This window comes from Streptomyces sp. NPDC005784 (genome assembly GCF_042871525.1).
Taxonomy (GTDB): Bacteria; Actinomycetota; Actinomycetes; order Streptomycetales; family Streptomycetaceae; genus Streptomyces.
Window position 1 is genome coordinate 72921 of the sequence record NZ_JBIAIQ010000004.1, and the last position, 19072, is coordinate 91992.

A 19072-nucleotide genomic window follows, 5' to 3' on the forward strand; every position below is an offset into this window, starting at 1 on the left:
ACTTGGTCGGTGCGGGTCGGCCGGCCGGTGCTCCGGTCAGGTCCGCTCGCGGGCCGCCTCGACCTGGGCGTTCTCCCGCTGGATCTGCTCGACGAGCAGATCCACGAACTCGCGCCGGTCCCCGGCGGCCATGTCCATCAGCTCGCCGTAGGGCCAGTGCAGGTGGTAGCCGAGAAAGAAGACCTCCCGGCGGAGCTGGTCGAGACTCACTCCAGAACTAAAAAATTCGTCATGTCCAAGGTGGCCCGCATCTCGTGGCCGCAGGCCGGGCAGTCCAGCTCGCGGATCAGGTCGATGCCCGGCGCTCCGTCGTTGAAGGCCCGGTCGATCAGCCGGCGGTCGGTCAGGGTGAGATCGGCGAGGATCTTCGGGCCGAGCGCCTCCAGCCGGTGCGGCGGCAGGTCGCCGAGGGACCGAAGACAGCGGGCGAGCAGCGCGTTCTTGCCCAGCGACGCGTTCTTGCGCAGCTGGGGTGCCGCCGCCGCCTCGTCGTCGCCGCGCGCCAGCCGCAACGTCATCGCGGTGTGCACCGACCCGTCGCGGTCGACGTAGCCGTCGAGGAGTTCGACCACCACGTCCTGCGGCGGCTCCCCGTCGGCGAGCGGGCGCACCGGCAGTGTGTCCAGATCCTCGTTCTGCTCGAAGCGGTCGCCGCAGGACGGGCAGGTGTAGCCGGCCTTCAGCTCCGGCCCGAACGTGAAGCTGCGCAGCCGGATCAGCAGGAAGTTGCGGTCCAGCGAGTACATGGCGTCGATGTCGCCGCGGCGGACCTGCTGCAGGTCGCCGAGCCGCACGACACAGCTGTGCAGGAGCGCGGTGACCAGCCGGCCGCCGTTGCGCTGGTTGGCCGGGTCGGCGAGGAGCGCCTCCTCGCGGCCGGTCATCTTGCGCAACGTCACCTGCCGGTGCGTCTGTCCGTCGTGGTCGACGTAGCCGATCGGGAGGGTGACGTCCAGTTCGCGGACGCCGGCCCGGCCGGGCGCGGTATCGGTGAGGGTCATCTGCGGGCTCCTAGGAGACGCGTTCCAGGCCCTCGTGCTCCAGCACGATGGTCTGCAGGAAGAGGTTCGTCGACCCGGCTTCGAGGTCGGTGAACTTGGACGACTTGACCCATGCGCCGTAGAAGGCGAACTGCAGGACGACATCCCCGAAGTGACGCTTGACGATCATGCCGTTCTTGCGCACCGAAGAGCCGCCCTGCCGAGGGGCGTTGAGGCGGAACGTCTGCTGGAACCAGTCCAGGAACCGCTTGTCGTCGGCGCTGCCGTCGACCCGCCGCTCGATGGTCAGCGGCTCGAACTTCATCTTCGCGGCGGCCAGTTTGTACACGTGGCCGCTGCCGCCGTCCGGTTGCTCGATCGTGTCCAGCTCCCCCTCGCTGAGCCCGGACACCTTGCTCACACTGGGGCTCTCCACGCCCTCGATGACGAGGACGAACTCATTGGCCCGGTAACCCTCGTCGAAGTCGTTGACCCTGGGCATGACCGCTCCTCACTTTCCCTGTGGTGGGACCATCCGCCGGGACTGTCCGGTGTGACGTTCCGGTGTGACTTCCGGCGGACCGCCGGTGGGCTCAGACCTCGCTGGTCGTGGCACCGCTCGCCTGCTGGCCGACGACGATCACGATCGTCTCGGCCGGCCTGGACGGGTAGAACAGCACCTGGACCTGCAGCAGGCCCTGCTGCACCTGGTCCGGCGGGTTGTTGGTGGCGTCGACGGTGACCTTGAAGGTCTGGTCGGGGCTGCCGGTACCGAACGCGCCCTGGCGCCACAGCCCCATCAGGAACGGGGTCACAGTGCCGAACTTGACGGCGCTCCACAGCGATTCGCGGTTGGGCTCCTGGCGCGCCCAGCGCAGTCCGGTACGGAGGCTGCTCTCGACGAAGTTGAACAGCAGCCGCACGTTGACGTAGCGCCAGCGCGGGTCGGAGCTGAGGGTCCGGGAGGCGTCCACCACGATCCCGGCCCGCGGGACCGGCCGGATGCCGTTGACGCCGCCGTTGACGACGAGGTCCGTGTGGTCGGCGTCGGAGAGGCGGGTCTCCACGTCCAGCACGCCGAGCAGGTTGGCCTCGTCGCCGGCCGGTGCCTTCCAGATCCCGCGGGTCGCCTCGATCCGCGCGCAGACGCCCAGCACGTGCCCGACCGGCGGGAGCGTGATCTGCGGGCCGGTCCCGGTGCCGATCGGGTCGGGTACGACGATCCACGGCCCGTACAGCGCTCCGTACGCCTTCTTCGTCTGCAGCGCCTGCCCGTACGCGACGGCCTGCCCGGCGGCCACGAAGCCCTCCGGGACGGAGCCGACGAACATGGCGTCGCCCCGGCCTGCGCAGTAGGCGAGGCCCGCTTGGGCGATCGCGGTGTCGGTGCGCTCGCAGCACACCAGCTGGACGTCGAACGGGTCGAACGCGAAGAAGCCGGTACGGGCCGCGGGATCGCCGATGAAGTGAGTGGCGGTGGGAGTGCCGTCGGCGCCGCCCTGCAAGGACAGGAAGCCGTTCGTCGCGGCCGGCCGGTCGGCTCCCGGGCTCGGCGTGCCGACATCGACCAGCCGTACGTAACGCGACCCGGAGAGCGGGTTGTTCAGCACGGTGGGCGCGTAGTTCGCGACGCCGGGCTCCATGGACAGCCCGGTGTACGTCTCGACGGCGTGGTCGGCGTCACCGGTCCCCCGCGCGATGGTCAGGTCGAACTCCGCGTTGGATACGGCGACCGCGCGCAGGTCGGTGAACGCGCCGGGGTTGGGCAGGTCCGGCGCCCAGGTGACGGCGCCGCTCGCCGTGTCGACGGAGAGCAGCCGGACGCGGGCGGTGGTGGTGTTGTCGGTGACGACGATCGCGTCGCCCACGTCGAAGCCGTCCGGCCGGGCCAGTTGGGTGCCCCCGGCGCTCAGCGCGACCGGCGTGCCCTGCACCGGGTTGGCCATCACGGTGAAGCCGAGCGCCGTCGCGTCCGCGGTGACCTGGAGCCCGGTCCAGCCGCCGCCGACCGCGGCCCGCTCGCCGGTCGAGGTGAGGACCAGGGCGTTGCCGCCGCTGAGCGAGGCGACCAGCAGGTGTGTCTGCCGGTTGATCGCGTCGCGGATCTCCTGTCGGGTGGCGGCCGCCGGGTTGGCGAAGTCGGTGCTGACGAAGGTGAGCGCGGTCGGCGCGCTCGCGCCGTCCACCTTGACCGACAGGGTCGGCGGCGAGGACAGGTTGACCGTGGCGGCGAGCGGGGAGCCGGTGACCGTGGCCCGTGCCGACTCGCGCAGCCGGCTGGACGCCGACGCGCTGAGCGCCGTCCGCACGGACAGCCCGCGGCCCCACGCGCCGGGGTCGGCCTGTCCGCGATAGCCGGCCTCCAGGCGCAGGGTGCCGTTGGTGCCGCCGGTGTCGGGCAGCGTCCGGCTCGCGACCGCGTCGGCGGCGCTGAGCGTCGGGTCGACCACCCGGTTGACGTACGCCGTCTGACCGCCGTTGTCGAAGAACCCCTTCACCAGGTACGCGCCCAGACCACTGGCGAAGTAGCTGCCGAACTGGGCCACGAACTGCACGAAACTGGTCACCCGTACCGGTGTGTTGGGTACGCCGCGTTGGGTCAGCACGTTGAACGCGCCGACCGAGACGGCGGCACCCGTGACCGTGGGTGCCTCGGTGCCGTCGGTCTCGATGACGTTGACGCCGATGTTGAAGGCCATCGCAGGGTTCTCCTTCCTTGCTCTCAGCCGCGCTTGCGGGGGCGGCGGGCCGGTTTGTCGGACACGGTGTGCGCGACCAGGACGCCGGTGCGGCACAGGAATCGGACCTGGCCGAGATCGAGGTCCTCGGCATCGCAGGGCACTTGGCCGAGTGGTCCGACGACGACCACGCCGGAGCTCAGATGCAGTTCGACGGGTCGGCTGCGGGTGTTGGCGAGAGCCGTGCTCATACGGTCTCCAAGAGGTCTGCGGTGACGGCGAGTTGGTCGACCGGGCGGACCGGCGGGACGGCCGGCGGGGTGCGCCGGACGCTCACGCGGTAGGTGAGGGCGGGGACATCGGTCAGGAAGCCGCCGATCCGGTTCGGACCGGGGATCCACACGAGACGGGTGGGCAGCCGCTCGCCGTCGGCGACCAGCTCGTCCACGGGGGACAGCCGGTCCAGCACCGCTTCGAGCAGAGCCGCCTGGTCGCCGCGCGTGGCTGCGACCGGCGTGACGGCGTAGTCGATGTCGTAGGGGTCGCCGGGAACCGCCTGTCGCGAACCGGCGCTGGTGAAATCACGGGGGACGACGGCGTCCACCACCCGGTCGTACGCGCAGCGCACGTCGAACTGGACGACGTCGAGTGCCGGTGCCACCGGCGACGGCTCGCCGGCCGCGCGTACGGTCACGGGTACGGCGCTGCCACCGATCTCGATACCGGCCAGCCGTACGGCGAGGGCACGGTCGGCGTCGGCGAACGGCTGCGGCGCGACCGCGATCACGTCGTCGAGGTAGGCGGTGAATCCCGTGCCGCCGAGGCAGCGCAACTGCATCTCGGCCAGGGCGCCGGCCGCGGTGAGGTCGTCGAGGCTCAGTCGCACGGTCTCCCAGCGGCCCGCGGCCCTCACCGGCAGCAGGCGGTGCCAAGTGTTCGCCGGGTCGTCGATCGCGGTCGCCGCCGACCCGAGGCGGAGTTCGAGGAAGAACGGGGCACGGCCGTGGCCCGCCGGGCGATCGGCCCGGACGGACAGCCGGAGTTCGGTGAACCCGCTCAGGTCCACCGGTGCGAGAGTGCGACGCAGGCGGTGCCCGTCGGCCCGTGGCGTGGCGGAGACCTTCGCGCCGCGCCGGTCGGGGCCGTAGCCGACCACGACCGTCTCGTCGGCGATGGTGACCTCGGTGGACGGAGTGGAGCCGTCCGGCTCCACGGCCGCCCACTGGGCCGCGTCGCCCATGGGTTCGATGACCCGGGCGGTCATTGCCTGCATCCGTGCTGTCGCATGCCGCCGACTGTGCAGGGCCGGCCGTCACCACGCCGTCACCCCCACGTCACCGGTCCCGAACCCCGGACCCGACCTGCACCCTTTCCCGCCCGACCTGCGCCCTTGGCCTGCGCGCTTTCCTGTTCCCGCGCCGGACCGCCCCTCATGCCGAGCCGCGCGGACGCTGTCCTGGTCCGGTCCGTTGACCGGACCGGGACGCGACAGCCGGTGGCCAGGGGCTCACTCTGTCCACCGGCGGTCGGCCCGCGCCGCGGCCGTGGCCCCCCAGGGCCGACGGCGCGGACGACGGCATGCCCCTGGCCGGGAGCCGCCCCTCACGCTCCCGGCCGCGGACCGCCGAGGCCGCCCCGGCGGTCTCGGCGGCTTCGGCGGGCAGTCGGCATCCGTCGGCGATTCCGTGACCGCGGGCGTACAGGGTCCGGTTCGCTGAGCGGAACACCACGTGACAGACCGCCTCCGGCCTTTCACTCTGGCCACCCGGGCATATGCGAACCGCCTGGGCACACAGGCCGCTCAACCGGCGGCCTCGACACGGGGGAACAGGAACGATCGATGGTCTGGAACGAATTACCCACGAAGCCACGGAGAGACCACCTGACAGGGTCGGGACAGGCGGCGACGGCCAGACTGCGTCTGTTCGACGCATTCCGGCTGGAGGGCGCGCACGGGAGCATCACCGTCCCGGTGAACGAACAGCGACTGCTGGCCTACCTCGGCCTGCACAAGCACGCGACGCGTTCGGTCGTCGCCGGAACCCTCTGGCCCGACGTCACCGAGGAACACGCGCACGGCAGCCTGCGTACGGCACTCTGGCGGCTCCGCCGCGCCAGGCATCCGGCCGTCCGCACGGACGGCGACACGCTGCACCTGGCGGACGGCGTGTCCGTGGACGTCGACGACCTCACCCGGGCGGCCCTGCGCCTGACCGGCCCCGCGCACGACGCGGGTGACGCGCCGCCCCCGCTGGGCCTCCTGGAGGGCGGCGACCTGCTGCCGGGATGGGACGAGGAGTGGATCTCCTTCGAACGGGAGCGGCTTCGCCAACTCCGCCTGCACGCGCTCGAATCGCTGAGCACCTGGTTCATCCGACGCGGCTGCTACGCACTCGCGCTGGAGGCCGCCCTCAAATGCGTCGCGATCGAGCCCCTCCGGGAGAGCGCGCACTGCGCGCTGGTGGCCGTGCACCTGGCCGAGAACAACGTCGTGGAGGCGATACGGCACTACGAGGCGTTCTCGCGGCTGCTCCGCGAGGAACTGGGACTCGAACCCTCGGCGCGCTTCGCCGGCATGTTCCCGTACCGGGCCAAGGACGGTGCGCGAACGTCCTCCCCCCTGGTCCCGGTGCCCGGGACGCGCGACCGGCTGGGCTGAAGGCGCGGTACCGGCAGGGGAGTTGACGCGGCGGTGACGTACCGGTCACGGGGTGCCTGTCAGCGTCATTCAGCGTCATCGGACCGGTCGCGGGGCGGTCACCCGCCGCCACGTGCGATCCCGTCCGCCGGGCGGACGGGATCGCGAGAGGCGATCGCACCCGCCCCGGGCGACCGCCGCGGGCCGAGGACGCCACGCACATCCAGTACGCGATCGACAACATGAAAGGGGGCGGCCCGCCATGGCCACATGCCGCGGAATCGATCTCTCCGTCTATCAGGGAGCCCAGGACTGGAAGACCCGCAAGGCTGAAGGCGTGGTCTTCGCCTTCGCCAAGGCCAGCGAGGGCGAACACACCCACGACGAGCACTTCGCCCTGCACATCAAGGGCATCGTCGAGGCCGGTCTCGTACCCGGCGCCTACCACTTCGGCTGGCCCAACCAGGACGTCGCCGCGGAGGCGGCGAACTACATCGCCGCCGTACGACCGCACGCGGGCCGGGGCTTCGTGCACTGGCTCGACCTGGAACGAAGGTCCGACGGCTCGAACTACGCGGGCGTCACGGCGGCCGGGATCCAGACCTACGCCACCGCCTGGATCGCGAGGGTACAAGCCGCGTTCCCCGGCCAGCGGGTCGGCGTCTACACCTCGGCGAGCGACCTGGCCGCCGGCCACGCGCCTCCCGCCGTCCCGCTCTGGTATCCCGCCTATCCCTGGTCCGGGGCGGCGACCTACACGCGGGCCGAGGCACACGCGAGGCCCAGCCCGTCCGGCAGGTCGCCGCTGTTCTGGCAGTTCACCTCGACTCCCCTCGACCGATCCATCTGCTACCTGAGCGAGTCCGCGCTGCGCGCGTGGGCCGCCGGAACGGAGACAGACATGGCACTCACCACCGACGACATCAACAAGGTCGCGGCCGCGGTCGCCGCGAAGCTCATCGCCGGCGGTGGTGTGCTGGAGAAGCAGGACGTCGACAACGTGGCGTCCGCCGCGGCGAAGGCGGTCCTGACCATGGACGGGGTGATCTCGGCCCCTGCCGACGCCCCGGACGTGAAGACCAATCCGTTCTGGGCTCTCGAGTCCTACGTCAAGGACACCAACGCCCGTGTGCGCCTCGTGCAGGCGACCGAGGCTGCTCACAGCGCGGCCATCGCGCAACTCACCACCACGATCGCGGCGTTCGACAAGACCATCGACGCCGCCGCTCTCGTCGCCTCGATCACCGCGGCGATCGAGGCGGCCGTGCGCAAGGTCGTCATCCACCTCGACCCCACGTCCTGAACCCACCGACCTGAACCCGCGTCCTGAACCCCACGTCCTGAACCCCGCATCCTGACCCGTGAGACAGGAATTCCCGTGAACCTCTTCGCCAGTTTCATGCGCACCGTCGTACCGATCGTCGCGGGGCTTGCGCTGACCCTGCTGGTCCGCATCGGCGTCGAGTTCAGTTCGGCTTCGGTGGCGAGCGCGGTCACCGCGCTCCTCACCGGCCTGTACTACACGACGTTCCGGCTCCTCGAAACCCTCGCCCTGAAGATCCACTCCCGCCCGCTCGCGACCGTCGCCGGAATCCTCCTCGGCTGGGCGACTCCGCCCGACTACCCGAACACGGCCCGCCCGGCGATCCACTCAGCCGCCCGGCAGAGTCCCTGACCCCGGTCGATGACCCCGGTCGATCAGAGCGCCACCACAGCACCCTGGCTCACACGGTCATGCCCAGACGCGCCTGTTCCTCCTCGACGATCCGGCGTGCCAGCTCGGTGTCCGACACGTCGACCGCGTCCGGGGTGGCTTCGGCCACGGCACTGCGGCGGGCGTAGGCGTCGAAGAGGCGGGTCTTGTCCTCCAGCATCTTCACCATGCGTTCGTCCACTCCCCCGGTGGCGAGGAGACGGTACACACGAACCGGCCTGACCTGGCCCATACGGTGGGCCCGGGCCACCGCCTGGTGTTCGATGGTCGGCTTGATCTGGGGTTCGCAGATGACGACGACCGAGGCGGCCTGCAAGTTGAGGCCGACACCCGCCGCCTGGATCTGCGCGAGGAGCACCGCGGGGCCCGAGACGCCGGCGAAGTCGTCGACGATCTGCTGCCGCCGCCCGGCCGGGACACCCCCCGCGAGCGGACCGAACAGTGGAGTGCCGTCGGTGGTTCCAGCCGTGAGTTCTTCCTTCACCACGCTCAGTACGTCCTTGAAATTGGAGAAGACCACCGTCTTCTGCCCGTTCTCGCCGGCCTCCTGGACGATCTCCCGGAGCCGGTCCAGCTTGGCCGACTTCTCGGGGCGCATGTAGGCGGCCCTGCGCATCGCCATGAAGTTGCCCGCGCGCACGGCTTCGCGGTATGCCTCCTCGTCCGACGCGGTCAGCTCCTCCCACTCGTCGGTCCGCTGGAGACTGGGGAGTTCGGTCAGCACGTCCTCCTGGTTGCGTCGCAGGTAGACCGGGGCCGCGGCCTTGCGGAAGGCGACCGATCCGGCCAACGCGTCCCGTTCGCCCAGGGAGTCCGCGACATCGCCGTCGAGCATCCGGACCAGGTCGCGGAACTCCATGACCCTGTTCTCCATCGGGGTTCCGGTCATGAAGAGGGCGCGACCGCAACGCTCCGCCCACAGGGCGACCGCCTGCGACCGCTTGGCCTTCGGGTTCTTCACGAAGTGCGCTTCGTCGACCACGAGCAGTCCGACCTCCCCGGCGCCCGGCGCGGGAAAGCCGCGCAGCGCGTCGAACGTGGTCACCGCGACCCCGCCCCGCCCTTTCCAGTCGGCCAGCGCATGGTGCCGATCGGGACCGTGGAGCACCATGACCCGAAGCGCGCTGCGGGCCTCGATCTCCCGTGTCCAGTTCACGAGGACGCTCACCGGGCAGACGACCATGAAGTGGCTCTGTCCCTCGCCGGCCAGGTGTGCCAGCACGGCGATCGCCTGGATGGTCTTCCCGAGGCCCATCTCGTCGCCGAGTATCACCTTGCGCTGGGCAAGCGCGAACTGCGCGCCGAACGCCTGGTAACCGCGCAGGGAGACCCGCCGGTGGGCGTCGTCGAGGTGTTGTGTCCGCACCCGCTCGGCAATCTCGTCCGGCAGGAAGCCCTCTGCGGCGGCCGGGTCCGGCAGCCGCTCGGAGATCTCGGCGAGCAGGCTGTAGTACTCGGCGGAACGGAATTCGAAGTCCACCCAGGCCGCGATGTCGGACGAAGGCCCTCGGAGCAGGTCCACCGATGTCTGGGCAAACAGCCCGGGCAGGCCCGCCCGCTCCGCCTCGTCCACCAGCGACCGGATCTCGGTGACCGCGGCCAACGCGCGAGTCTTCTTCTCCTGGCCCGCCAGAAGCATCCGGAACCGTCCGGCGGCGGGCCTGGCGTCGGCGAGCAACGGACCGAGCCGTTCCGACAGGACGGCGGCCTGACCGACCGCACGACGAACGTCCGGGCCGGCCTCCACCAGTACGTGCAGGGCCATGACGAGCGCGGTGGTGCTCGGCTCCGGCCGGTCCACGTCGATGTGGACGGCCACGGTCTCGTGCACGACCTCGGCGAGCCGACGGGCGGCGGCGAGCATCTGGTCGACGGTGCGCTGCCCCACACCGGGAATCTGCCGCAACCGGTAGGGGCCCGCTTCGAGGACACTGCCCACGGTGCGCAGCCTGCTCTTCTCGACGCTCCCCAGCCGCAGCCGCCCTTCGGTGACGTCCTGCAGCCGGGCGACAGGGATGGCGTCCAGCTCCCGCTTGACCGCCGCGTCGTGGATCGGCTTCAGTGCCGCCCGTACCGCCTCCACCGCCGTTCCGTGGTCACCGACCACGGTCCGCGCCGCCTCGAGCAGTCGCGCTCCCCGCGCGACCGTGTCCCGCTCACCACGCCCCACATTTCCCGCCCCTCCTCGCCCTCCCCGCATCCTCCCACCGCGCACACGGGGCTCCGACGGACGTTCTCGGGGCCCTGCGGAGCTCCGCTCTCGGGGCTGCCATGCCGAACGAGGTCCTCCGGTCCCCAGTGCGCGGTCAGCGGCGGATCATCGGCCACCCCGCAACGGGAGACCGCGACCGGCGGAGTGCGCGGGGAAGTACCGGGGACAGCGAGTACGCCATCGACGCCGCCTTCGCCGTCATCGCCCGCAACGCGCACCAGCCGGTCACCGCCCTCACTTCCGCCCCCGAGGACCTGACGCTCCTGTGCGGCCCTTCCGTAGAGGTCGTCAAGGTCTGAAGCACCGGCCACAGCCACTCCATCCAGGTCGGCCGTCAGCCACAGCACTTCGCAGACGAGGATTCCCCACGGACGGGCGTCTGCGCCCGACCCGCCAACAAGCGGGCCGGGCGCCATCAGTTGTGTACACATGGGACACTCGGTACGCTTGTGTGCATGACGCAGCCGCTGCCCATAGAGTCCATCCGCGACGTGCGCGCACATCTGGCCGAGGTCGTGGAGCGCGCGGACCGCCACGACGTACCCACGGTGATCACGCGCCGGGGCAAGGAAGTCGCCGCCGTGGTCTCCATCGAGGTGCTGCGCAAGTACCAGGAATGGGAAGAGCGCGAGATCAACCGGATCATCGACGAGCGCATGGCCAACCCGGCTCCCGGTATCCCGATCGAGGACATCATGAGGGAGACGCTGGCGCGCGGTGAGTGAGTACCGAACCGTCTTCCGCCCCGAGGCGCAGGCCGAGCTTCGGAAGATCCCCCGCGACACGGCACTGCGCATCCTGGCCAAACTGACCGAGCTGGAGACCGACCCCCTCGGCTTCAACACCACCGCACTCGTGTCCCAGCCCGAACGACGCCGTCTGCGCGTCGGCGACTATCGCGTCGTCTACACGATCGACAACGGAGAGTTGGTGGTCTGGGTCGTTCACGTGGGACACCGGTCCACTGTTTACGAAACCTGATTGCCGCTGACCCCACGTCAGAACATCCAGCACCCATCCAGCACGGTGACGACGAAGGGGTCGGACTCGACTGAGCCCGACCCCTTCTGACCTGCATGTTTGCCACGTCAGCGGCGTGGTGTTATTTCATCCGCTCAGACGTTGAAGCGGAACTCCACCACGTCTCCGTCCTGCATGACGTACTCCTTGCCCTCCATGCGGGCCTTGCCCTTGGCGCGGGCCTCGGCGACCGAGCCCATTTCCACCAGGTCGGCGAAGGAGATGACCTCGGCCTTGATGAAGCCCTTCTGGAAGTCGGTGTGGATGACACCGGCGGCCTCGGGGGCGGTGGCGCCCTTCTTGATCGTCCAGGCGCGGGATTCCTTGGGGCCTGCCGTCAGGTAGGTCTGCAGGCCGAGGGTGTTGAAGCCGACGCGGGCCAGGGTCGCCATGCCGGGCTCCTCTACGCCGACCGACTCCAGCAGCTCCCTCGCGTCCTCCTCGTCGAGCTCGGCGAGGTCCGCCTCCAGCTTGGCGTTGAGGAAGATCGCCTCGGCCGGAGCGACCAGGGCGCTCTGCTCGGCCTTGAAGGCGTCGTCGACCAGCTCGTCCTCGTCGACGTTGAAGACGTACAGGAACGGCTTGGTGGTGAGCAGGTGCAGGTCGTGCAGCAGTTCCTCGTTGCCGGAGCCCTGGACGATGCCCGCGGAGAAGAGGGTCTCGCCCTTCTCCAGGATCGCCTGGGCCGCCTCGACCGCCGCGACCTTCGGGCCGATGTCCTTCTTGATGCGCGACTCCCTCTGGAGGCGCGGCAGGACCTTCTCGATCGTCTGGAGGTCGGCGAGGATCAGCTCGGTGTTGATCGTCTCGATGTCGTCCTTGGGCGAGACCTTGCCGTCGACGTGCACGACGTTCTCGTCCTTGAAGGCGCGGATGACCTGGCAGATCGCGTCCGACTCGCGGATGTTCGCGAGGAACTTGTTGCCCAGGCCCTCACCCTCCGAGGCACCCTTCACGATGCCCGCGATGTCGACGAAGTCGACGGTCGCCGGGAGGATCTTCTGCGAACCGAAGATCTCGGCCAGCTTGGTGAGCCGGGCGTCGGGGACACCGACCACGCCGACGTTCGGCTCGATCGTGGCGAACGGGTAGTTGGCCGCGAGCACGTCGTTCTTGGTCAGGGCGTTGAACATGGTCGACTTGCCGACATTGGGCAGACCGACGATTCCGATCGTGAGCGACACGTTGCGACTTCCCGTACGAGAGGATGGGCGAAGGGCCCTCCAGGAGAGCGGGCCGATCCACCAGTCTACGGCGTGACCCGGCCCCGACCCGCGAGGTATCGAACGCATGGCCAAGCTCTTTCCACGGCCTCGCCTTCGGCTGGTCTCCGGCGTGTCCGATGAGCCATTCCACACATAAAACGACCTAAGTTGGTCCAGTGGAGCAACACAGGACGCGTCCCCCTCAGTACAGACCGCGACGCGGCGCACCCGTTCCGGCACAGGCCGGGCGGGCCGCGGGCGGCGGTGTCCGACGGGACGCCCCGGTGGCGCGGCCGCCCGCACCCATGGGCGTCCGGGAGACGCGCCGGACGTCGCGTCCCAGGCTGACCGGGCTCGGCGGCGGGCTGTTCTGCGGCGCGACGATGTTCGCGCTCGCCTGCCTCGACCACCTGCTGTTCGGCGGATCGCCCACGGTGTACGGAGTGCTGTTCCTGCCGGTGTGCGTGCTGACCGCGCTGTGGGTGCGGCCCGGTGACCTGGTGACCGCCCCCGTGGTCGTACCGATCGCCTTCGCCTTCGGGATGCTGCCGATCACCTACGACAGCGGAGGCGGCTTCGGCGGCCACCTCATGGGCCTGGTCACGGGCCTCGCCCTCCAGGCCGGCTGGCTGTACGGCGGGACACTGGTCGCCGTCCTCGTCGTGACCGTCCGCAGGGTCCGCGTGATGAGCCGCCGGGCCGCCCGGCGGCGGGCGGCGGCGCGGGGCCTGCCGCCCGGCAGGCAGGCCCACTGACCCTCGTACCGTCGCCCGCCCGTGCCCTCGCGGGCGGCCGCGCCGCTACTGAGCGAGCTTCGCCGCTCGCATCGCCGCGCCCACGATCCCCGCGTTGTTCTGGAGCTGCGCCGGGACGATCTCCGCCTTGATGTCCTCGATCAGCGGCAGGAACTTGTCGGCCTTGCGGCTGACGCCGCCGCCGATGATGAAGAGTTCCGGGGAGAAGAGCATCTCGACATGGGCGAGGTACTTGGTGACGCGGCGCGCCCAGTGCTCCCAGGTCAGTTCGTTGTCGTCCTTCGCCTTGGTGGAAGCCCGCTTCTCGGCGTCGTGGCCATGCAGCTCCAGGTGCCCCAGCTCGGTGTTCGGGACCAGCTCTCCGTCGATGAAGAGGGCGCTGCCGATGCCGGTGCCGAAGGTGAGCAGGATGACCGTGCCCCTGCGGCCCTTCCCGGCGCCGAACTCCATCTCGGCGACACCCGCCGCGTCCGCGTCGTTCAGCACGGTCACCGGCAGACCGCCCAGCCGGTCACCGAGCAACGCGCGCGCGTCGGTGTCGATCCAGGCCTTGTCGACATTGGCCGCCGTACGGATGGTGGAACCGCCGGTCACCACACCGGGGAACGTGATGCCCACCGGGCCCGTCCAGCCGAAGTGACCGATGACTTCCTTCACGCCGTCGGCCACCGCGTCGGGCGTCGCGGGTTGCGGAGTCAGCACCTTGAAGCGCTCCTCCGCCAGGTCCCCGCGATCAAGGTCCACAGGGGCACCCTTGATCCCGGATCCGCCAATGTCCACACCGAAGATCTTCATGGACCCACGTTACGTCGTACGACTGACCGTCACTTCCCGGGCGTACCACCGGTGCGCTGCTCCACCAGGGCGGCCGCCTCGGCGCGCAGATCGCGGCGCAGCTCCTTGGGCAGCGAGAAGGTGATGGACTCCTCGGCGGCCTTGACGATCTCCACGTCCTCGAAGCCGCGCCCGGACAGGAACTCCAGGACCTGCTCGACGAGGATCTCGGGGACGGAGGCGCCGGAGGTGACGCCGACCGTGCTCACGCCCTCCAGCCACGCCTCGTCGATCTCGTCGGCGAAGTCCACGAGGTAGGCCGCGCGGGAGCCGGCGAGCTTGGCGACCTCGACCAGACGCACCGAGTTCGAGGAGTTGTGGGATCCGACCACGATGACCAGCTCGGCCTCCGCGCCCATCTGCTTCACGGCGAGCTGGCGGTTCTGCGTGGCGTAGCAGATGTCGTCGCTCGGCGGGGAGATGAGCAGCGGGAACTTCTCCTTCAGGGCGTCGACCGTCTCCATGGTCTCGTCGACCGAGAGGGTGGTCTGCGAGAGCCAGACCACCTTGGAGGGGTCGCGGACCTCGACCTTGGCGACATCCTCGGGGCCGTCGACCAGGGTGATGTGGTCGGGTGCCTCTCCGGAGGTGCCGATGACCTCCTCGTGGCCCTCGTGCCCGATGAGGAGGATGTCGAAGTCCTCGCCCGCGAAGCGGACGGCTTCCTTGTGGACCTTGGTGACCAGCGGGCACGTCGCGTCGATGGTGGCGAGCCTGCCGGCGGCGGCCTCGTCGTGCACGACGGGGGACACGCCGTGCGCCGAGAACATGACGATGGACCCCTCGGGGACCTCCGCCGTCTGCTCGACGAAGATCGCGCCCTTCTTCTCCAGGGTCTGCACGACGTACTTGTTGTGCACGATCTCGTGACGGACATAGATCGGGGCCCCGTACTGCTCAAGGGCCTTCTCGACGGCGATCACGGCGCGGTCCACGCCCGCGCAGTAGCCACGGGGGGCGGCGAGCAGGACACGGCGGCCAGGCGAAGCAGTCATGCCCCCCATCGTAAGGCCGCGCCCGACAGGTCAAGGATCGCCTCCTCGGAGAGGCCGGCCTCCTTGGAGAGGTCGGTGATCGCTTCCTCGGAGAGACTGTGGGGAGCCGAAGGGGCGGAGCTGGCGCGATCCTCGGGAGGCACACCATGGCCGACACGCAGGCCACCGCCGGTACGGACTCGGCCGGGCACGGACTGCGGCGCAGTCTCGGTTTCCGGGACCTGGTCGTCTACGGGCTGCTTTTCATCGCCCCGATGGCGCCGGTCGGGGTCTTCGGGACCCTGGACGCGAAGTCTCACGGGGCGGTCGCGCTCGTCTACGTCGTCGCCACGGTCGCCATGACGTTCACCGCCTTCAGCTACGCCCAGATGGTCCGGGTGGTCCCCCGGGCGGGTTCGGTGTTCGCCTACGCGCGCGCGGGGCTGGGCAAGGAGGCCGGGTTCATCGCGGGGTGGATGGTGATGTTGGACTATCTGCTCATTCCGGCGGTGGCCTATCTGTTCTCCGGGATCGCAATGAACTCGCTGGTCCCGGAGGTCTCCCGGTGGGTGTGGACCACGCTCGCCGTCGTCGTCACGACGTTCCTCAACCTCTGGGGGGTCCGCACGGCGGCGCGGGTCGGCCTTCTGGTGCTCGTGATGGAAATCGCCGTCCTTCTTGTCTTCGTCGTGTCGGCGGCCGTGGTGCTCGCGCGCGACGGGGCGCACCGCGACTGGCTGTCCCCGCTGTCGGGTGACGGGACACAGGGCGCGTTCGCGCTGTCGGCGGTCGTCGGCGCCGTCTCGGTCGCCGTCCTCTCCTTCCTGGGCTTCGACGCGATCGCCTCCTTCGCCGAGGAGGTCACGGGTGGTTCGGAGAAGGTGGCGATCGCGTCGTGCTGTTCTGTCTGGCCCTGGCGGGTGTGCTGTTCGTGGCGCAGACCTACCTGGTGGCTCTGCTGGAGCCGCTGTCGTCCGCGCGGCTCGCGGCCGACCCCGCGAAGCAGGGTTCGGCCTTCTACGACACCGTGGACGCCTCCGTCGGTTCATGGCTGCACAACCTGGTGGCGGTCAGCAAGGCGATCGGCGCGGCCTTCGCGGCGCTGGCCGGGCAGGCCGCGGCCGGACGTCTCGTCTTCGCGATGGCCCGCGACCGGCGGCTGCCGCGGGCGCTGGGGCGGACCGACTCCGGGGTGCCGCGGGCGGCCCTGCTGTGCACGGCGGTGATCACGCTGGTCGCCGCGGTCTGGGCGGCGCGCCGCGGCGACGGCCTCGACAAGCTGGTCTCGGTGGTCGACATCGGCGCGCTGACCGCGTTCACGCTGTTGCACGCGTCGGTGGTGGGCTGGTTCGCCGTACGGCACCGGGGCGGTCCCGTGGTGTGGTGGCGGCACGTCCTCATGCCCGTATTGGGCGCCGCGATCACCGTGGCGGTGATCGTCGAGGCGTCGGGGACGGCCCAGGTGGTGGGTCTCGTCTGGCTGACGGTGGGGCTGGTCGTGCTGCTCGCCCAGCGGGGGCGGGCCGGGTCCGAGGCCGGGTAGCGGCTGTCCCGGGGCCGGCATCACGGGCGCACAGGCGCTCCGGACGGCCGAAGTCACGTCGCCTGGGGCCGGACCGCCCTGACCCGTGCCGCGCGTGCGGGCGTTGTCGGTGGTGGCCACTACGCTCGGGCGCATGGCTCTCAACACGTCCGCGGACGCTCCGCTGCCCGTCGGAGAGGTGTCACGGCTCATCGGGGGATGGATCGACCGGCTCGGCGCGGTGTGGGTCGAGGGGCAGATCACCCAGCTGTCGCGGCGCCCCGGCGCGGGCGTCGTCTTCCTGACGCTGCGCGACCCGTCGTACGACATCTCGGTGAGCGTGACCTGCTACCGGCAGGTCTTCGACGCGGTCGCCGACGTGGTGAGCGAGGGCGCCCGGGTGGTGGTCCACGCCAAGCCGGAGTGGTACGCGCCGCGCGGGCAGCTGTCCCTGCGGGCCGCCGAGATCAAGCCGGTGGGGGTGGGCGAGCTCCTCGCCCGCCTCGAGCAGCTGAAGAAGTCGCTGGCGGCCGAGGGACTGTTCGCGGCCGAGCGCAAGAAGGCGCTGCCGTTCCTGCCGCAGCTCATCGGGCTGGTGTGCGGGCGTGCGTCGGCGGCCGAGCGGGACGTGCTGGAGAACGCGCGGCACCGCTGGCCCGCCGTCCGCTTCGAGGTGCGCAATGTCGCCGTGCAGGGTGTCCACGCCGTACCGCAGGTCGTGCAGGCGGTGAAGGAGCTGGACGCGCTCGACGAGGTCGACGTGATCGTCGTGGCGCGCGGCGGCGGCAGCGTGGAGGATCTGCTGCCGTTCTCCGACGAGCAACTCGTCCGGGCGGTCGCGGCCTGCCGTACGCCCGTCGTGTCGGCCATCGGACACGAGCCCGACAACCCGCTTCTCGACCATGTGGCCGACCTGCGGGCGTCGACACCGACCGACGCCGCCAAGAAGGTCGTGCCGGACGTCGGCGAGGAGTACGAGCGGGTGCGGTTCCTGCGGGACCGCGCGCGGCGCTGCGTCCAGTCGTTCCTCGACCGCGAGGAGCGCGGTCTCGCGCACACGCTGGCCCGGCCCTCGATAGAGGATCCGCACCGGATGATCGACGTTCGGGCGGACCAGGTCGCCGCCCTGCTCGACCGGGGCCGGCGCACCGTCGGGCATCTCCTGGACCGCGCGGACTCGGAGCTGACGCACACGCACGCGCGCGTGGTGGCCCTCTCCCCCGCCGCGACGCTCCAGCGTGGGTACGCGGTGCTTCAGAAAGCCGATGGTCATGTGGTCCGGGACCCGGCCGAGGTCGCGGCGGACGAGACGCTGCGGGCGCGGGTCGCCGAGGGTGAATTCACGGTTCGAGTCGATGCATAGGGTGGGCGCATGACCAGCAAGGTGGACGAGGCGCTCGGGTACGAGCAGGCACGGGACGAGCTGATCGAGGTCGTACGCCGCCTGGAGGCGGGTGGTACGACCCTGGAGGAGTCCCTGGCGCTCTGGGAGCGGGGCGAGGAGCTGGCCAAGGTGTGCCGGCGCTGGCTGGAGGGCGCGCGGGCCCGCCTGGACGCGGCCCTGGCCGAGGAGGAGTCCCAGGAAGAGGACACCGGCTCCGGCTCCGGTTCTGGTTCTGGTTCCGAGTAACGGACCACTCCGAGTAACGGACCACTCCGAGTGACGGGCCATTCCGAATAGCCTGCCGCTCCGAGTGACGGGCCCGCTCGGAGTAACGGCCGACAGCGGCCGACAGCCTCCGCGGACGGCTGCGCGGTGAGGCGACTTTTCGATCCCTGCATCTGTGAAGCGGATCACGACGCCCCTGTTTTCGTTGAAATTTAAACCTCTTCGTCGTACTGTCGTACTCGCCAGCAGATCCCCCCGGGATCCACCGCACATACCGAGAAGGTTCTTCATGTCTCTCGTCCTTGACCCCACCGCTCAGGACCTGCTGTTCCGCGAGGCCCGCACCTCGAACACGTTCACCGACGAGCCGGTGACCGACGAGCAGGTGCAGGCGATCTACGACCTGGTCAAGTACGGCCCGACCGCCTTCAACCAGTCGCCGCTGCGCATCACCCTGGTCCGCTCCCCCGAAGCCCGTGAGCGCCTCGTGCAGCACCTCGCCGAGGGCAACCAGGCGAAGACCGCCGCCGCCCCGCTGGTCGCGATCCTCGCCGCGGACAACGAGTTCCACGAGGAACTGCCGACGCTCATGCCCCACTTCCCCGCCGCCAAGGACCTCTTCTTCTCCGAGCGCCCGGTCCGCGAGGCCAGCGCCGCGATGAACGCCGCGCTCCAGGCCGCGTACTTCATCATCGGCGTCCGTGCCGCCGGTCTCGCCGCGGGCCCGATGACCGGCGCCGACCTCGCCGGTATCCAGAAGGAGTTCCTGGACGACGACCACACCCCGCTGATGATCGTCAACATCGGCAAGCCGGGCGAGGACGCCTGGTTCCCGCGCGGCCCGCGCCTGGAGGCCGACCAGGTCATCACGACCGTCTGACCAGCGGCTTCACCTGCACAACCTGCACCACTTGCAGCACTGTTCGACCCC

Annotated in this window: 20 protein-coding genes and 1 pseudogene; 11 read left to right on the forward strand and 10 right to left on the reverse strand. The window is 70.3% G+C overall.

Annotation, left to right across the window (positions count from 1 at the left end; translation table 11 throughout):
* Positions 1 to 36: 36 nt before the first annotated feature.
* The 6 genes from ACFYR3_RS08205 to ACFYR3_RS08230 form a co-directional block, all read right to left on the reverse strand.
* A complete protein-coding gene (locus tag ACFYR3_RS08205) occupies positions 37 to 210 on the reverse strand; it encodes a hypothetical protein (protein ID WP_355847759.1) in 174 nt (57 codons plus the stop codon).
* Complete coding sequence (locus tag ACFYR3_RS08210) at positions 207 to 1001, reverse strand: hypothetical protein (protein ID WP_355847756.1); 795 nt, start codon at positions 999 to 1001, stop codon at positions 207 to 209. Before ACFYR3_RS08210 ends, ACFYR3_RS08205 begins: the two co-directional genes overlap by 4 nt.
* Positions 1002 to 1011: 10 nt before the next feature.
* Positions 1012 to 1482, reverse strand: coding sequence for a phage tail protein (locus ACFYR3_RS08215; RefSeq protein WP_261702309.1), 471 nt, complete (start codon positions 1480 to 1482; stop codon positions 1012 to 1014).
* 91 nt (positions 1483 to 1573) lie between these two features.
* On the reverse strand, positions 1574 to 3679 hold the full coding sequence (locus ACFYR3_RS08220; RefSeq protein WP_356781135.1) for a phage tail sheath subtilisin-like domain-containing protein: 2106 nt from the start codon (positions 3677 to 3679) through the stop codon (positions 1574 to 1576).
* 23 nt (positions 3680 to 3702) lie between these two features.
* Positions 3703 to 3909: a hypothetical protein gene (locus tag ACFYR3_RS08225; RefSeq protein WP_355847750.1), complete on the reverse strand. Its 207-nt coding sequence runs from the start codon at positions 3907 to 3909 to the stop codon at positions 3703 to 3705.
* Positions 3906 to 4922 (reverse strand): hypothetical protein, encoded by a 1017-nt coding sequence (locus ACFYR3_RS08230; protein ID WP_355847747.1) that lies wholly within the window; start codon positions 4920 to 4922, stop codon positions 3906 to 3908. Before ACFYR3_RS08230 ends, ACFYR3_RS08225 begins: the two co-directional genes overlap by 4 nt.
* Before the next feature lie 708 nt (positions 4923 to 5630).
* On the opposite strand from ACFYR3_RS08230, the gene ACFYR3_RS08235 reads away from it, so the two are divergent.
* The 3 genes from ACFYR3_RS08235 (at position 5631) to ACFYR3_RS08245 (ending at position 7971) form a co-directional block, all read left to right on the forward strand.
* Positions 5631 to 6317, forward strand: coding sequence for a BTAD domain-containing putative transcriptional regulator (locus ACFYR3_RS08235; RefSeq protein ID WP_389282086.1), 687 nt, complete (start codon positions 5631 to 5633; stop codon positions 6315 to 6317).
* A 241-nt stretch (positions 6318 to 6558) separates the two neighbouring features.
* Complete coding sequence (locus ACFYR3_RS08240) at positions 6559 to 7599, forward strand: glycoside hydrolase family 25 protein (RefSeq protein WP_389282088.1); 1041 nt, start codon at positions 6559 to 6561, stop codon at positions 7597 to 7599.
* Between the two features lie 75 nt (positions 7600 to 7674).
* On the forward strand, positions 7675 to 7971 hold the full coding sequence (locus tag ACFYR3_RS08245; protein ID WP_355847738.1) for a hypothetical protein: 297 nt from the start codon (positions 7675 to 7677) through the stop codon (positions 7969 to 7971).
* Positions 7972 to 8020: 49 nt separating this feature from the next.
* On the opposite strand, the gene ACFYR3_RS08250 is transcribed toward ACFYR3_RS08245, so the two are convergent.
* Positions 8021 to 10210 (reverse strand): DEAD/DEAH box helicase, encoded by a 2190-nt coding sequence (locus ACFYR3_RS08250; protein WP_389282090.1) that lies wholly within the window; start codon positions 10208 to 10210, stop codon positions 8021 to 8023.
* Positions 10211 to 10281: 71 nt separating this feature from the next.
* Here ACFYR3_RS08250 and ACFYR3_RS08255 point away from each other — a divergent pair, with 71 nt between their 5' ends.
* The 3 genes from ACFYR3_RS08255 to ACFYR3_RS08265 all read left to right on the forward strand — a co-directional run bounded on the left by ACFYR3_RS08255 (position 10282) and on the right by ACFYR3_RS08265 (position 11203).
* Entirely contained in the window at positions 10282 to 10521 is a 240-nt protein-coding gene (locus ACFYR3_RS08255; protein WP_389282092.1) for a hypothetical protein, read from the forward strand.
* 156 nt (positions 10522 to 10677) lie between these two features.
* Positions 10678 to 10947: a type II toxin-antitoxin system Phd/YefM family antitoxin gene (locus ACFYR3_RS08260; protein WP_355847732.1), complete on the forward strand. Its 270-nt coding sequence runs from the start codon at positions 10678 to 10680 to the stop codon at positions 10945 to 10947.
* Positions 10940 to 11203, forward strand: a complete 264-nt coding sequence (locus ACFYR3_RS08265; RefSeq protein WP_355847729.1) for a type II toxin-antitoxin system RelE/ParE family toxin — start codon at positions 10940 to 10942, stop codon at positions 11201 to 11203. The genes ACFYR3_RS08260 and ACFYR3_RS08265 overlap by 8 nt, the downstream gene beginning before the upstream one ends.
* A gap of 134 nt (positions 11204 to 11337) precedes the next feature.
* On the opposite strand, the gene ychF is transcribed toward ACFYR3_RS08265, so the two are convergent.
* Positions 11338 to 12426, reverse strand: coding sequence for a redox-regulated ATPase YchF (gene ychF, locus ACFYR3_RS08270; protein ID WP_355847726.1), 1089 nt, complete (start codon positions 12424 to 12426; stop codon positions 11338 to 11340).
* 305 nt (positions 12427 to 12731) lie between these two features.
* Here ychF and ACFYR3_RS08275 point away from each other — a divergent pair, with 305 nt between their 5' ends.
* The gene (locus tag ACFYR3_RS08275; RefSeq protein WP_389282095.1) at positions 12732 to 13202 is read left to right on the forward strand and encodes a DUF6542 domain-containing protein; all 471 of its coding nucleotides are present in this window, start codon (positions 12732 to 12734) and stop codon (positions 13200 to 13202) included.
* Positions 13203 to 13247: 45 nt separating this feature from the next.
* Here ACFYR3_RS08275 and ppgK read toward each other — a convergent pair whose 3' ends face one another.
* Both ppgK and ACFYR3_RS08285 read right to left on the reverse strand, forming a co-directional pair.
* Positions 13248 to 13997 carry a polyphosphate--glucose phosphotransferase gene (gene ppgK, locus ACFYR3_RS08280; RefSeq protein ID WP_355847720.1) on the reverse strand — a complete coding sequence of 250 codons (750 nt, stop codon included), beginning with the start codon at positions 13995 to 13997 and terminating at the stop codon, positions 13248 to 13250.
* A gap of 29 nt (positions 13998 to 14026) precedes the next feature.
* Positions 14027 to 15040, reverse strand: coding sequence for a 4-hydroxy-3-methylbut-2-enyl diphosphate reductase (locus ACFYR3_RS08285; RefSeq protein WP_389282097.1), 1014 nt, complete (start codon positions 15038 to 15040; stop codon positions 14027 to 14029).
* 137 nt (positions 15041 to 15177) lie between these two features.
* Here ACFYR3_RS08285 and ACFYR3_RS08290 point away from each other — a divergent pair.
* The 4 genes and pseudogenes from ACFYR3_RS08290 (at position 15178) to ACFYR3_RS08305 (ending at position 19021) form a co-directional block, all read left to right on the forward strand.
* Positions 15178 to 16553, forward strand: a pseudogene (locus ACFYR3_RS08290) (APC family permease).
* A 133-nt stretch (positions 16554 to 16686) separates the two neighbouring features.
* The gene (gene xseA, locus ACFYR3_RS08295) at positions 16687 to 17895 is read left to right on the forward strand and encodes an exodeoxyribonuclease VII large subunit (RefSeq protein ID WP_355847711.1); all 1209 of its coding nucleotides are present in this window, start codon (positions 16687 to 16689) and stop codon (positions 17893 to 17895) included.
* Between the two features lie 9 nt (positions 17896 to 17904).
* Complete coding sequence (locus ACFYR3_RS08300; RefSeq protein ID WP_389282100.1) at positions 17905 to 18162, forward strand: exodeoxyribonuclease VII small subunit; 258 nt, start codon at positions 17905 to 17907, stop codon at positions 18160 to 18162.
* Between the two features lie 268 nt (positions 18163 to 18430).
* Positions 18431 to 19021, forward strand: a complete 591-nt coding sequence (locus tag ACFYR3_RS08305; RefSeq protein WP_355847705.1) for a malonic semialdehyde reductase — start codon at positions 18431 to 18433, stop codon at positions 19019 to 19021.
* Positions 19022 to 19072 lie beyond the last annotated feature (51 nt).